At 73.2% G+C, this 12142-nt stretch carries 11 protein-coding genes; 3 read left to right on the top strand and 8 right to left on the bottom strand.

The window, feature by feature from the left end; all coding sequences use genetic code 11:
- Positions 1-72 precede the first annotated feature (72 nt).
- The 3 genes from D7294_RS16380 (at position 73) to D7294_RS16370 (ending at position 3390) form a co-directional block, all read left to right on the top strand.
- Entirely contained in the window at positions 73-1410 is a 1338-nt protein-coding gene (locus D7294_RS16380) for an L-fuconate dehydratase (protein WP_120680313.1), read from the top strand.
- Between the two features lie 100 nt (positions 1411-1510).
- Positions 1511-2536, top strand: a complete 1026-nt coding sequence (locus D7294_RS16375; RefSeq protein WP_120680311.1) for an aldo/keto reductase — start codon at positions 1511-1513, stop codon at positions 2534-2536.
- Complete coding sequence (locus tag D7294_RS16370) at positions 2533-3390, top strand: amidohydrolase family protein (protein WP_241562406.1); 858 nt, start codon at positions 2533-2535, stop codon at positions 3388-3390. Before D7294_RS16375 ends, D7294_RS16370 begins: the two co-directional genes overlap by 4 nt.
- Here D7294_RS16370 and D7294_RS16365 read toward each other — a convergent pair.
- The 8 genes from D7294_RS16365 to D7294_RS16335 all read right to left on the bottom strand — a co-directional run bounded on the left by D7294_RS16365 (position 3379) and on the right by D7294_RS16335 (position 12137).
- On the bottom strand, positions 3379-3723 hold the full coding sequence (locus D7294_RS16365) for a DUF3140 domain-containing protein (RefSeq protein WP_120680309.1): 345 nt from the start codon (positions 3721-3723) through the stop codon (positions 3379-3381). The genes D7294_RS16370 and D7294_RS16365 overlap by 12 nt on opposite strands.
- Before the next feature lie 206 nt (positions 3724-3929).
- The gene (locus D7294_RS16360) at positions 3930-4679 is read right to left on the bottom strand and encodes an HhH-GDP family DNA glycosylase (protein ID WP_241562405.1); all 750 of its coding nucleotides are present in this window, start codon (positions 4677-4679) and stop codon (positions 3930-3932) included.
- Positions 4680-4701: 22 nt separating this feature from the next.
- Complete coding sequence (locus tag D7294_RS31955) at positions 4702-4845, bottom strand: hypothetical protein (protein WP_158674638.1); 144 nt, start codon at positions 4843-4845, stop codon at positions 4702-4704.
- 431 nt (positions 4846-5276) lie between these two features.
- Positions 5277-7565: an alpha-xylosidase gene (gene yicI, locus D7294_RS16355; RefSeq protein ID WP_120680307.1), complete on the bottom strand. Its 2289-nt coding sequence runs from the start codon at positions 7563-7565 to the stop codon at positions 5277-5279.
- Complete coding sequence (locus D7294_RS16350) at positions 7562-9079, bottom strand: GH1 family beta-glucosidase (protein WP_120680305.1); 1518 nt, start codon at positions 9077-9079, stop codon at positions 7562-7564. The genes yicI and D7294_RS16350 overlap by 4 nt, the downstream gene beginning before the upstream one ends.
- Before the next feature lie 34 nt (positions 9080-9113).
- Positions 9114-9938, bottom strand: a complete 825-nt coding sequence (locus D7294_RS16345; RefSeq protein ID WP_120680303.1) for a carbohydrate ABC transporter permease — start codon at positions 9936-9938, stop codon at positions 9114-9116.
- Complete coding sequence (locus tag D7294_RS16340) at positions 9935-10891, bottom strand: carbohydrate ABC transporter permease (protein ID WP_120680301.1); 957 nt, start codon at positions 10889-10891, stop codon at positions 9935-9937. Before D7294_RS16340 ends, D7294_RS16345 begins: the two co-directional genes overlap by 4 nt.
- Positions 10892-10898: 7 nt before the next feature.
- Positions 10899-12137, bottom strand: coding sequence for a sugar ABC transporter substrate-binding protein (locus tag D7294_RS16335; RefSeq protein ID WP_120680299.1), 1239 nt, complete (start codon positions 12135-12137; stop codon positions 10899-10901).
- Between the last annotated feature and the right edge of the window lie 5 nt (positions 12138-12142).

Genomic DNA, 12142 nt, shown 5'->3' with positions numbered 1-12142 from the left:
GTTTACTTGTGTGGGATGAAGTGCGGCTCTAGTGTTCCCAGAGCCGCACTCACCCCGCGCGAGAGGCCAGCGATGTCCGCAAGTTCGCCCAGGATCACCGCGATCGACGCCCACGACATCAGGTTCCCCACCTCACGAGAGCTCGACGGCTCGGACGCGATGAACCCGGACCCCGACTACTCGGCCGCCTACGTGGTGCTGCGCACCAGCTCCGGCTCCGAGCTGGCGGGCCACGGCTTCGCGTTCACCATCGGCCGGGGCAACGACGTCCAGGTCGCGGCGATCAGGGCGCTCGCGCCCTACGTCGTGGGGCGGCACGTGGACGAGCTGTGCGCCGACCCGGGCGGGCTGTCCCGGGCCCTGGTCGGGGACAGCCAGCTGCGCTGGCTCGGCCCCGAGAAGGGCGTGATGCACATGGCCATCGGGGCGGTGGTCAACGCCGCCTGGGACCTGGCGGCGCGGCACGCAGGCAAGCCGCTGTGGCAGTTCCTCGCCGAGGCCGACCCGGAGTGGCTGGTCTCCCAGGTCGACTTCAGGTACCTGACCGACGCGCTGACCCCCGAGGAGGCCCTGGGCCTGCTGCGCCGCGGCCGGGAGGGCGCCGCGGTGCGGGCGGCCGAGCTGCGGGAGCGCGGCTACCCGGCCTACACCACCTCGCCCGGCTGGCTCGGGTACTCCGACGGCAAGCTGACCCGCCTGGCCACGGAGGCGGTGGCGGCCGGCTTCACCCAGATCAAGCTCAAGGTGGGCGCCGACCTGGAGGACGACATCAGGCGCCTGCGCGCGGCCAGGGCCGCCGTCGGCCCCGACATCAGGATCGCCATCGACGCCAACCAGCGCTGGGACGTCGGCCAGGCCATCGACTGGGTGCGGGCGCTCGCCGAGTTCGACCCGTACTGGATCGAGGAGCCCACCAGCCCGGACGACGTCCTCGGCCACGCCGCCATCCGCCGCGGGGTCGCCCCGGTGCGGGTCGCCACCGGGGAGCACGCGCAGAACCGGATCGTCTTCAAGCAGCTCCTGCAGAGCGGGGCGATCGACATCGCGCAGATCGACGCGGCCCGCGTCGGCGGCGTGAACGAGAACCTGGCCGTGCTCCTGCTCGCCGCGAAGTTCGGCGTCCCGGTCTGCCCGCACGCCGGGGGAGTGGGGCTGTGCGAACTGGTCCAGCACCTGGCCATGTTCGACTTCGTCGCGCTCAGCGGCACCACGGAGAACCGGGTCATCGAGTACGTGGACCACCTGCACGAGCACTTCGCGGACCCGGTGCGGATCGAGGGCGGCCGCTACGCGGCGCCGGTCGCGCCCGGCTTCTCCGCGGCGATGCTGCCCAGGACGCTCGCCGAGTTCGCCTATCCGGGCGGCGAGTTCTGGGCGGCCGACCTGGCCGCCCAGGCCGGCCCCGCGTAACGGCCGGGGCCGGGGCGGCACCCGGCGGCGGTACCGGGCCGGGGCCCTGGCCCGGCGAGCACGTGAACGCGGCACCGAGAACTCGGGAGGCGACAAGTTCATGACGGCAGTAGGCAGGCAGCTGCGGCACCGGGAGCTGGGCGGCAGCGGGGTCGAGGTCAGCGAGCTCGCGCTGGGCGGCGCGCCCCTGGCCGGGTACGGCGCCCCGGTGCGCGAGGAGGACGCCAGGGCGGCCGTCGAGCGGGCCTGGCAGCTGGGGGTGCGCTGCTTCGACACCGCCCCGCACTACGGCATCGGCCTCGGCGAGCGGCGCCTCGGCGCGGCGCTGGCGGACAAGCCGCGCGCGGAGTACACCCTCTCCACCAAGGTCGGCCGCCTGCTGATACCCAACGAGGGCGCGGCGCTCGAAGGCGACGACGCGGCCGAGGGCTTCCCCGGGCTGCCCGCCACCCACCGCAGGGAGTGGGACTTCAGCGCCGCCGGGGTGCGCCGGAGCCTGGAGGAGAGCCTGGAGCGCCTCGGCCTGGACCGCGTCGACCTCGTGCTCATCCACGACCCGGACGACCACGAGGAGCAGGCGTTCCGCGAGGCGTACCCGGAGCTGGAGCGGATGCGCGCCGAGGGCACCGTCGGGGCGATCGGCGCGGGCATGAACCAGGCCGCGATGCTCACCCGCTTCGTCCGCGACACCGACGTGGACGCCGTCCTGCTCGCCGGGCACTACTCCCTGCTCGACCAGGACGGGCTGGCCGAGCTGCTGCCCGCCGCCGCCGCGCGGGGCAGGAGCGTCATCGTCGGCGGGGTCTACAACGCGGGGCTGCTCGCCGACCCGCGCCCTGGCGGCACCTACAACTACGGGCCCGCCCCGGCGCCGATGGTGGCGAAGGCCCTGCGGATCAAGGAGGTCGCCGCCCGGCACGGGGTTCCGCTGCGGGCCGCCGCGCTGGCCTTTCCCTACGGCCACGAGGCCGTCGCGACCGTCCTGGTCGGGGTCAGGTCGGCGGCCGAGGCCGAGGACGCGCTGCGGATGTTCCGCCACCCGGTGCCGGCCGCCCTGTGGGAGGAACTGCGCGCCGAGGGCCTGCTGCCCGCCGAGGCCCCGGTGCCGGGGGAGGAGCGGCCGTGAGACTGATCGACGCCCACCACCACCTGTGGGACCTCTCCGTCCGCGACCAGGACTGGATCACCGGGGAGGCCATGGCCCCGCTGCGGCGCGACTTCTCGCCTGCCGACCTCGCCGCCGAGCCGGGGACGGGCGAGCTGACCGCGACGGTGGTGGTGCAGACCGTCACCGTGCCGGGGGAGACGCCCGAGCTGCTGGCCCTGGCCGACAGCGCCGAGGGCCGGCTGATCGCCGGGGTGGTCGGCTGGCTCGACCTCACCGACCCGGGGGTGACCGACGCGCTGGCCGCCCTGCGCGAACGCCCCGGCGGGAGGTACCTCGTCGGCATCAGGCACCAGGTGCAGCAGGAGCCCGACCCGCGGTGGCTGCTGCGGCCCGACGTGGCCCGCGGCCTTGCGGCCGTGGCCGCCGCCGGGCTCGCCTACGACCTGGTGATCCTGCCGCACCAGCTTCCGGCCGCCGTCGAGGCGGCCGCCAGGTACCCGGGGCTCACCTTCGTCCTGGACCACCTGGGCAAGCCGCCGATCGCCTCCGGGGAGATCCGGGACTGGGCGGCCGACCTGCGCCGCCTCGCGGCCCTGCCCAACACGGTCTGCAAGCTGTCCGGGATGGTCACCGAGGCCGACTGGCGGCGCTGGCGGGTGGCCGACCTGAGGCCGTACGCGCAGACGGCGATCGAGGCGTTCGGCCCGGAGCGGCTGATGTTCGGCTCCGACTGGCCGGTGTGCCGCCTGGCCGCCTCCTGGGAGCGGGTCCTGGCCACCGCCCGCGAACTCACCGCCGGGCTGGGCCCGGCCGAGCGGGAGGCGGTGTTCGGCGGGACCGCGGAGCGGGTGTACCGGCTGTCAGCTCGCTGAGCGCAGCGGGTCGTGCCCCAGGGTCATCAGCCGGTAGCGCCAGTCGGGCTCCGGCATCGAGGCCCTGGGGCCGGCCTCGCGCTCCGTGCGCACCGTGTCCACCACCTCGTACATCAGGCTGATGTCGGCGTCGGTGAGGTCCATCTGCCGCTTGCGCAGGATCGCGAGGACGCCGCGCCCTTGCTCGTCGCCCGCGTCCTCCGGGGGCACCTCGGTGTCCTCGCCCGCGCTGCTCGTGCGCAGCCACGCGGCGAGCTCCTGGGACGTCATGTTCACGGCGTTGTGGAACTCGTCCCACAGCGCTTCGAGCTCCAGGGCTTCGATATCGGCCATGGTTCGGCCTCCAGGATCTGTTCGACTGAGTTCGAGAGCGCGCGGCTCTGAACGCCGGTGGGGGTCGTGGGGGATTATCCGGGCGAGTCCCCGCGGCCGGGCCGGGGCAAACGCGCGATCCGGTCGCGTTCGCCCGCTTGGGGGCGGCGGCGCCTGGCCGGTTCCGCCCCGGATGCGGCGCGGGCCGCGCCCCCGCGCGTGCGGGCTCAGGCGCCCGCGCGGACCTCCTCGGCCAGCGACCTGTCCAGCGCCACCCGCACCAGGCCCGCCGTCAGCCGCGGCACGTCCTCGTCGGCGACCAGGCCGGCCAGCGCCTTGGGCGAACGCGGCAGGCCCACGCGCGCGGCGCCGTCCTGCGCCTTGCGGTCGATGTAGGGCGCGTACTCCGGCCAGACGGCCTGCGCCTCGCGCAGGAAGATGTCCACGCCCATCGGGCCGATGCCCGGCAGCTCACGCAGCCTGCTGCCGAGCTTCCCGTCCTCGCGCATCCTGCGCAGGTCGCCGCCGAAGCGGTCGAGGAGCAGGCCGGCCTCGTCCCCGAGCTGGGTGGCCGTCCGCTCGTCGTAGCGCCGGTAGTGGCCCACGCCCAGCGCGTCCACCCGCTGCTGCCAGCTGGCCTCCGCCATCCGGCGCGGATCGCGCATCCCGGCGTCGAACAGCGCCCTGGCCGCGTCCACCGCCACCTCGGCGCGGATGCGCGCCGAGAGCAGGTGGGCCAGCACGAGCAACTGGTAGAGCGGCGCGGGCGTGTCGCGCAGCCGGATGCCGGCCTGCCGGGCGTACGTCTGCCCGCAGCGGTCGAGCAGCGCCTGGGCGGTGCGCTGCTGCTTCGTCTGCGTCGTCTGCTTCGTACCGGCTGCGCCGCCGGCGCCGCCGGCCTTCCGCTGCCGCGCCGCGGAGCCGCCCTGGGTCCTCGCCCCGTTCTTCCCCCCGTTCTTCCGCGTCTTCCCGGTCATGTCGCTGTCACCTTCGACCCGTTCAGTCCGTCTCCGGCCGTTGTTCGTCGGGGTGCGGGCCCTCCGGTACGGCCCACCGGCCGCGCATCGGCATTCCCCACCGCTCGGTGGCCTCCTGCGGGTCGGTGGCGCGGGCCTCGGACTGCATGCTGCCTGCCTCGGGCATCAGTAATCACCTCGGCAACCACGAGTTCCCCGTGGCCCGGGGACAAAACGGGTGCTCTCCCTACAGTGAAAGGAGTACCGTGCGGGCCGCAGGCCATGACTTTTCCCGGCCTCGCCCCGCCTCACCGGCGGCTTCGCGGCCCCCCAGGGGGACCGGGCGCCCGAGCGGAAACGGCGAGGCCCACCCCTCCCTGAGCGGCACCCCGTGCCAGGTTCACTCCCGTCCTACCCCGCGGCGCGCGGGCGTATTCCCCGGGACTCCCCACTTTTTTGGCACGGCGTGACAGCGCTGCGCGCGAGCAACCCACGTGTGCCGAGCCCGCCCGCGGGCCGGGGTCGGCCCTGACGCGGGGCCGCCCCCGGCGGTCCGTGGGGGCGGGGCCGGGGGCGGCGGGGCAGGGCCGGCCGCCGGGTGGGCGGCCGGACCCCCGCTCAGGGAAGGGACAGGGTCAGCTCCGTGGCGCCCTGCGGGGCCGTGACCGGCTCCGCGTAGCCCTCGGGGCCGGCCAGGACGACGTGCCAGGGGCCGGGGGCGTTCTCCGCGGTGACGGTGATCTCGCTCCCCGTCCTGCGGGTGCGGAAGGTCGCCGCGGTGCCGCCCTCGGGCGCGGGCACCCGCGTGATCACCTCGGCGCCATCGGCCAGGGCGTGGACGCGCAGGGTGACGTCCCGGGCCCAGGCGTACTCAGGCCGCTCCTCGTCCGCGCCGAAGGGGAGGACCGAGCCGGGGCGCGCCAGCAGCGGCAGGCTGTCGAAGCCGAACCGCTCGCGCCGCCAGCCGGGACCCCGGACCTGCTCGCCGGTCAGCAGGTGCGTCCAGGTGCCCTCGGGAACGTAGTACTCGACGGTGCCGTCCTCGGTGAAGACCGGCGCGACCAGGAGGTCCTCGCCGAGCATGTACTGCCGGTCCAGGGTGTGGCAGGCCGGGTCGTCGGGGAACTCCAGCAGCATCGCCCGCATCACCGGCGAGCCGGACTCCCCGGCCTGCTGGGCGGCCCGGAACAGGTAGGGCATCAGGCGGTGCTTGAGGCGGGTGAAGTCGCGGGTGACGGCGACGGCCTCCTCGTCGTAGTTCCACGGCACCCGGTAGGAGCCGCTGCCGTGCAGCCTGCTGTGCGAGGACAGCAGGCCGAACTGGACCCACCGCTTGAACACCGCGGGCGTCGGGGTGCCCTCGAAGCCGCCGATGTCGTGGCTCCAGAAGCCGAAGCCCGACAGGCCGAGGGACAGGCCGCCGCGCAGGGACTCGGCCATGGCGCCGAAGGTGGACTCGCAGTCGCCGCCCCAGTGGACGGGGTACTGCTGCCCGCCGGCGGTGGCCGAGCGGGCGAACAGGGTGGCCTGGCCGACGCCGCGGGCCTGGGTGAGGACCTCGAAGACCGTCTCGTTGTACAGGCGGGTGTAGTAGTTGTGCATCCGCTCGGGGTCGGAGCCGTCGTGCCAGACCACGTCGGTGGGCACCCGCTCGCCGAAGTCCGTCTTGAAGCAGTCCACGCCCTGGTCGACCAGGGCCCGCAGCTTCGCGGCGTACCAGGCGCGGGCGTCGGGGTTGGTGAAGTCCACCAGGGCCATGCCCGCCTGCCACATGTCCCACTGCCACACGTCGCCGTTGGCCTTGCGCACCAGGTAGCCGTGGTGCCTGGCCTCGGCGAACAGCGGGGACTTCTGGCCGATGTAGGGGTTGATCCACAGCGAGACCCGCAGGCCGTGGTCCTCCCGCAGGCGCCGCAGCATGCCCTCCGGGTCGGGGAAGACGTCCGGGTCCCAGGTGAAGTCACACCACTGGTACTCGCGCATCCAGAAGCAGTCGAAGTGGAAGACGCTCAGCGGGATGTCGCGTGCGGCCATGCCGCGCACGAACCCGGCGACGGTCTCCTCGTCGTAGTCCGTGGTGAAGGAGGTGGACAGCCACAGCCCGAAGGACCAGGCCGGCGGCAGGGCGGGGCGCCCGGTCAGCGCGGTGTAGCGGTCGAGGATCTCCTTGGGCGTCGGGCCGTGGATCACCAGGTACTCAAGCGACTGGCCCTCGACGCTGAACTGGACCTGCCCCACCGCCTCCGAGCCGATCTCGTAGGAGACCTTGCCCGGGTGGTTGACGAACACGCCGTAGCCGCGGTTGGTCAGGTAGAAGGGGACGTTCTTGTACGCCTGCTCGCTCGCGGTGCCGCCGTCCGCCTGCCAGATGTCCACGCTCTGGCCGTTCTTGGTGAAGGGCGTGAACCGCTCCCCGAGCCCGTAGACCAACTCGCCCACCCCGAGCGACAGCTGGGCCAGCGAGTGGTGCTCCCCCTCGGGGGTGGTGGCGAAGCCGGTGCCGCGCCTGCCCACCGAGGTCAGCGTCCGCTCCCCGGCGGTGAAGTCGAGGCGCCAGGGGGCCGCGGTGTCCACCCGCAGGCTCAGCGAACCCGCGGAAAGCTCCACGACCGAGCCCTCGGTGCGGGTCTTCGCGCGGTGCCCCGGGTCGGCGTGCACCGGGAAGTGCGGGCCGCGGTCGGCCTCCCCGGCGAGGTGCGTGGCGCGGACGCCGATGACGCCCTCGGCAGGCGAGAAGCACTCCACCGTCAGCAGCGGGCTGTTGAGGGTGTGGCCCCGGCTCTCCACCCGGCGCACCGGGGCGTAGAGGGTGAGCCGGTCGTCCTCGACCCTGGCGTCGTCTACCTGGGCGGCGAAGGACGCCTTGACGCCCTCCCGCAGCAGCCAGTAGCCGTCGGTGAACTTCACTGTGTCTCCTGCTTGTGGTGCTTGATCAGGTCCCGGTACCAGCGATAGCTGTCCTTGGGGAGGCGTTCGAGCGTGTCGTAGTCGACGCGGACGATGCCGAAGCGCTTGTCGTAGCCGAAGGCCCACTCGAAGTTGTCCATCAGCGACCACACGTAGTAGCCGCGGACGTCGACGCCCGCCTCGATGGCGTCGGCCAGCGCGTGCAGATGGTCGCGGAGGTAGGCGACGCGGTCGGCGTCGTGCACCTGCCCGTCCGCGGCGAGAACGTCCTCCTCCGCGGAGCCGTTCTCGGTGATGACCACCGGGGGCAGCTCCGGGTAGCGGGCCTTCAGGTCGACGAGCAGGTCGGTGAGGGTGTGCGGCACCACGGGCCAGCCCATGGCGGTGTGCCTGACGTCGCCGCGCCAGCTCTCCTCCGCGCGGATGTCCACGGCGGTGCGGGTGGCCGGGTCGGCGTTCCGGTAGGGGGCGTCGGCGATGGTGATGGGCCGGTAGTAGTTGACGCCGACCCAGTCCAGGGGCGCCCCGATCAGCTCCAGGTCGCCCTCCGCACGCCAGGAGCCGTCGGCGAGTTCGCCCCAGGTCTCCGCCTCGTGGCGCGGGTAGCGCCCGGCGAACAGCGGGTCGAGCCACACCGCGTTGTGCAGGGTCTCGGCGCGCCGGACCGCGGCCAGGTCGGCGGGGGAGTCCGAGGCGGGCAGCAGCCGGTCGGGGTTGAGCGCGATGCCGATCTCGCGGGCCCCGCCGGCGCGCAGCGCCCGCACGGCGAGCCCGTGCGCGACCAGCAGGTGGTGGGCGGCGGCCAGCGCGCCCCTGCCCTCCCGCGCGCCCGGCGCGTGCCGGCCGACGGCGTAGCCGACGAAGGCCGCGCAGAACGGCTCGTTGAGGGTCATCCAGCGGGTGACCCGGTCGCCGAGCCGGTCCACGACGAGCGCGCTGTACTCGGCGAAGCGCTCGGCGGTCTCCCGCACCCGCCAGCCGCCGCGGTCCTCCAGGGCCTGCGGCAGGTCCCAGTGGTAGAGGGTGGCGGCGGGGTCGACGCCCCGGGAGAGCAATTCGTCCACCAGCCGGTCGTAGAAGTCCAGGCCCTCCGGGTTGGCCTTGCCCGTCCCGGTGGGCTGGATGCGCGGCCAGGCGATCGAGAAGCGGTAGCTGTCCACGCCGAGGTCGGCGAGCAGCGCCACGTCCTCCCGGTAGCGGTGGTAGTGGTCGCAGGCGACGTCGCCGGTGGCGCCCTCGGCGACGCGGCCGGGCTCGCGGCAGTAGGTGTCCCAGATCGAGGGGCCGCGTCCCCCCTCGTCGTGGGCGCCCTCGATCTGGTAACTGGCGGTGGCCGCGCCGAAGAAGAAGCCGGCGGGGAACCGGGGCAGGGAGGTGCTCCCCGGGTCGGGCGCGGCGCCGGGGCCGGCCGGGTCAGGACCCGCGGCCGAGGGGGAGGCGGCCGGGGAGGAGGCGGGCACGGAGGCGGGCGCGCGGCCCGTGGTGGGCCCGGAAACGGGCTCGGTGGCAGTCATATGCGGTGGCAGACTCTCGTCGCTGGTGCTGGTCTCACTTGATCGAGCCGCCGGCGATCCCGGCGGCGATGTACCTCTGGGCTACGACCAGCAGTATCGCCGCAGGCACCGCCGAGAGGACAGCGGTGGCCATCACGGCGCCCCAGTCGCTGACGTGCGCCCCGATGAACTCGTAGATGCCCAGCGTCACGGGCCGCACGTCGTCGGTGGTGTTCAGCGTCAGCGCGAAGATGAAGTCGGCCCAGGCGAACAGGAAGGTGAACAGGCCCGCGGTGATCAGGGCGTTCCTGCTCATGGGCAGCACGATCCTGACGAAGGCGGTGAAGCGGTTGGCGCCGTCCACCATCGCCGCCTCCACCACCTCGCCGGGGATGGACACCATGAAGGCCCGCAGCAGCACCACCGAGAACGGCAGCCCCAGCGAGGCGTCCGCCAGGATCAGCCCCAGGTAGGAGTTGACCAGGTGCAGGTCGGCGTAGGCGCTGTAGAGGGCGTTGGCCACCACGATCCCGGGCACCATCTGCGTGATCAGCGTGCCGAACACGATGGGGCGGCTGCCGCGCAGCCGGAACTGGGCGAGCCCGTACGCGGCGGGGGCGGCCAGCGCCAGCGCCACCACGACCGCGCCGAGCGAGACCAGCAGGCTGGTCACCAGGGAGCCGCCCTGGGTGTCCAGCGCCTTGCGGAAGTTGTCCAGGCTGGGCGAGGTGGGCACGACGTCCACGTTGGCGATGCTGGAGTGCGGCTGGAGCGCGGTGCTGAGCATCCAGTACACCGGGAACAGCATCACGGCCAGGATCAGCAGCGCGGCCACGGTGTTCCACGCGCGGCGCGCCCCGGAGGTCCGGGTCCTGTTCATCGGGTACCTCCGTTGCCGAGGTCGGCGCGGTTGACGCGCAGGTAGAGCACCGCGAAGACGGCGCTGATGAGGATGAGGACGTTGCCGACCACGGCGCCCTGGCCGAAGTCGAGCTGGAGGAAGGACAGCTGGTAGGTGAGCGTGCCCAGGGTCTGCGTCGAGTCGGCGGGGCCGCCGCCGGTCAGCGCCAGGATCAGGTCGAGGATCTTGATCGTCGACATGAAGCCGAGCACGAGCACCACGGTCACCACCGGCCGCAGCATCGGCAGGGTCACGCTGCGGAACGTCCGCCACGGGCTCGCCCCGTCCAGGGCCGCCGCCTCGTACAGGTCGCGCGGGATCTCCTGCAGGCCGCCGTAGAGGATCACCATGTTGAAGGGCACGCCGATCCAGATGTTCACCAGGATCGCCGAGAGCAGCGCCACGCTCGGGCTGCTCAGCCACGGCACGCCGTCGCCCGACAGGTGCAGCGTCTCCAGGAAGCTGTTGAGGACGCCGTGGTCCTCGTCCATGATCCGCCGCCAGACGACCGCGGACACCACCATCGGCACCAGCCAGGGCAGCAGCAGCACCGCGCGGATCACGCCCGACAGGTGGAAGCGGCGGGAGAAGAAGACCGCCAGGGCCAGCCCGATGGTGAACTGCCCCACGAGCGAGCCGACCGTGAACAGGATCGTCTGCCACAGGGCGTCGCCGAACAGGTCGTTCTCGAAGACCCGGTGCCAGTTGTCCAGGCCGTTGAACGGGGCCTCGCCGGTGAAGTAGGTCCGCGGCGTGTACTCCTGGAAGCTCATCAGGACGTTGCGGACCAGGGGGTAGCCGAAGAAGACGAGCAGGTAGACCAGGGCGGGCAGCACGAAGAGCCACTGGTGGAACCTGCGGCGCCCCGCTCCGCGCGGCCTGGGGGCGCGCGCGGGGGCCTCGGGCCGCGCCGGAAGGGTGCTGGTGGTCATCGGGTCCTCACTCTCCCGCCGTCGCCTGCTGCTGAGCCCGCTCCAGCGCCGCCTCGGGGTCCGACCTGCCGGTGAGCACCGACTGGAACGCCCCGGCCAGCGCCGTCTCCACCTTCGGCCAGCCCGTGCCGACCTCGCCGGTCCGCGAGCGGGCCGTGAGGACCAGGTCGGCGAAGGCGGCGAGCTCCGGGTTCTCCTCCCGGTAGGCCTGCGCCGCGTCCGCCCGGGTGGGCACGTTGTTGACCCGCTCGCCCCAGGCGAGCTGGTTCTCCTCGGAGTTGAGGCAGTTGAGGATCTTCGCGGCGTTGCTCTCCCGCTCGGGGTGGTCCTCGTTCTTCGGGATCGTCATGACCGTGCCGCCGATCGGCGGCACCGGGTCGTCGCCCGCCTGCGGCACCGGGATGCTGGCCACCGCCCAGTCCACGTCGTCCTGCGCGCTGAGCACCGGCACCTGCCAGGGCCCGTTGACCATCATCGCGGCCCGGCCCGAGAGGAACTGGTCGTTGACGTCCTGCTGGTTCCAGTTGACGACCGAGCGCGAGGCCGAGCCCTCGTCCACCAGGTCCTTCCACAGTTCGAGCGCGGGCGCCCCGGCGCCGTCGTCCAGGTGCGCCTCGTCGCCGCCCGCGGTCCAGAAGAACGGCAGGAACTGGTAGACACCGTCCGCGTTGGGGCTGGCGCTGAACGCCATGCCGTAGGTGTCGCCCTGGGTGAGCGCGGCGGCGTCCTCCTTCAGCTCCTCCCAGGTGGTCGGCGGCTGGAGGCCCGCGTCGGCGAGCAGCTGCGTGTTGTAGATGAGCGCCAGGGAGTTGACCGAACGGGCCACCCCGTACTGGGTGCCGTCGAAGGAGCCGAGGGCGTTGCCGCTGTCGGACATCGCCGAGGTGTCCACCCCGGCCTCGTCCAGCGGGCGCAGCCCGTCGGTCTCGGCGAACTGGGGCAGCTCGGAGCCGTCGAGCTCCAGGATGTCGGTCAGCGAGTCGGAGGAGGCCATCCGCAGGGCCTTCGAGGAGACCTGGTCGGCGGGCACGCTGATCTGCTCCACCTTCAGGCCGAGCGGCTCGGCGCAGCGGTCGAAGAAGTCCTGGTTGGCCTCGTGCTCGGCGGTGTCCGTGGCCGAGTTCAGGACGGTGACCGTGTCGGGGTCGGGCTGTGCGGCGCATCCGGTCAGCCCGAAACCGAGCACGGCCCCGGCCAGGGCCAGCGCGGTGGCGGGCTTGGCTATGCGCCCGGTGGGAGAGGGCATGGCGT

The organism is Streptomyces hoynatensis, assembly GCF_003626535.1.
In the GTDB taxonomy this organism is placed as follows: Bacteria; Actinomycetota; Actinomycetes; order Streptomycetales; family Streptomycetaceae; genus Streptomyces; species Streptomyces hoynatensis.
Note: the sequence above shows the minus strand (reverse complement) of the source record. Positions and strands in the feature narration are given on the sequence as shown.

Coding starts and splice junctions, on each gene's coding strand:
- D7294_RS16380 (WP_120680313.1), top strand. CDS start 73: ATGTCCGCAAGTTCGCCCAGGATCACCGCGATCGACGCCCACGACATC.
- D7294_RS16375 (WP_120680311.1), top strand. CDS start 1,511: ATGACGGCAGTAGGCAGGCAGCTGCGGCACCGGGAGCTGGGCGGCAGC.
- D7294_RS16365 (WP_120680309.1), bottom strand. CDS start 3,723: ATGGCCGATATCGAAGCCCTGGAGCTCGAAGCGCTGTGGGACGAGTTC.
- D7294_RS16360 (WP_241562405.1), bottom strand. CDS start 4,679: ATGACCGGGAAGACGCGGAAGAACGGGGGGAAGAACGGGGCGAGGACC.
- D7294_RS31955 (WP_158674638.1), bottom strand. CDS start 4,845: ATGCCCGAGGCAGGCAGCATGCAGTCCGAGGCCCGCGCCACCGACCCG.
- D7294_RS16350 (WP_120680305.1), bottom strand. CDS start 9,079: ATGACTGCCACCGAGCCCGTTTCCGGGCCCACCACGGGCCGCGCGCCC.
- D7294_RS16345 (WP_120680303.1), bottom strand. CDS start 9,938: ATGAACAGGACCCGGACCTCCGGGGCGCGCCGCGCGTGGAACACCGTG.
- D7294_RS16340 (WP_120680301.1), bottom strand. CDS start 10,891: ATGACCACCAGCACCCTTCCGGCGCGGCCCGAGGCCCCCGCGCGCGCC.
- D7294_RS16335 (WP_120680299.1), bottom strand. CDS start 12,137: ATGCCCTCTCCCACCGGGCGCATAGCCAAGCCCGCCACCGCGCTGGCC.